The following is a 1,047-nucleotide window of genomic DNA, read 5'->3' on the forward strand; positions in this document are numbered from 1 at the left end:
GAGCGCTTGGCTTTCGCGGCTCTGTTTGTCTGGATTACGACGGCGGTTGGTGCTTTACCGGGGCCGGGAGTACTATTCGATGTGACGATTTTCCGAACGGAGACAGCTATGGATTATTCCGGGATCATGGGCCTCGCGATGCAGATGATCGTTGGTCTCGAAGGTGCGACCGGCGCGCAGATCGCTATTCTTGACCGTATCGAGAACACTCATCAGTTCTGGGTGAATACAGCCGCCGTTCTTTGCGAAAAGACGGGCGATCCGTTCTGCGAGGAGGATGTCAGGTTCATGACCGCGAACACGGAGCCGGCTGGAATGTCGCGGATCATAGAATATTCCGTCGATGGCAAGGCGAAGCGCGTGTGCGCCGTTCTTCCACCGGTGGAGACCATCGATCCAACCTACGTCGCCGAGGCGTTCGGTCAGGGTATTCCGGCCATCGGTCAGACCCCGGGGACGCAGGAGACAGCCGCATGGCTCTCGCTCTACCACGCTGCTCATTGCCTGGACGGCGAGCTTAGTGAAATCGAGGACGAGAGGGCGGCGACATTCGCCACGCTGGGGCTAGCCATTCTCCAGGGGCACCCGGGGTTCACTCCCGGGATTCACCGGGCCGACTGGCGCAAACTCGCCGTCATGAGCGGCTACGGAAGCGCCTATTGGGGCGCCGGTATAGCCGAAAGGGTGTTCCTCGACATGTGGAAGACGGAGGCGGCCGAAGAGATACGGGCGACGCTCAATTGCGATATCACCGTCGTCGGAAACACGTCGATCGACATCGAGAGCATTCCACGAGACACCAAGATCCCTGACGACGAGCGCTGCGTCGGTCCGATCGACATGGCTACTGGTCAGCGGACGACCGGGGGAACCGGAGTGGTGAGCGATTCCAACCTATGGATCTGGATGTACGGCACGGGCGGAGTTGACGCGCCGCCGGAGCCATACGCCTATACAAAGCTGTTCGCGAGCATGCAACTCGCCGCAAGGTACGCACTGGACACCGCGAACCAACTCACGTTAACGTCTTCCCCGCCCTGAAGGACG

The 1,047-nt window shown here is 60.4% G+C and carries 1 protein-coding gene; it reads left to right on the forward strand.

Annotated elements, in window-relative coordinates; all coding sequences use genetic code 11:
- The coding region (locus tag E1297_RS48945; RefSeq protein WP_196223118.1) for a hypothetical protein at positions 1–1,041 on the forward strand (1,041 nt) is incomplete at its 5' end.
- Positions 1,042–1,047 lie beyond the last annotated feature (6 nt).

The organism is Roseibium sp. RKSG952, assembly GCF_009711355.1.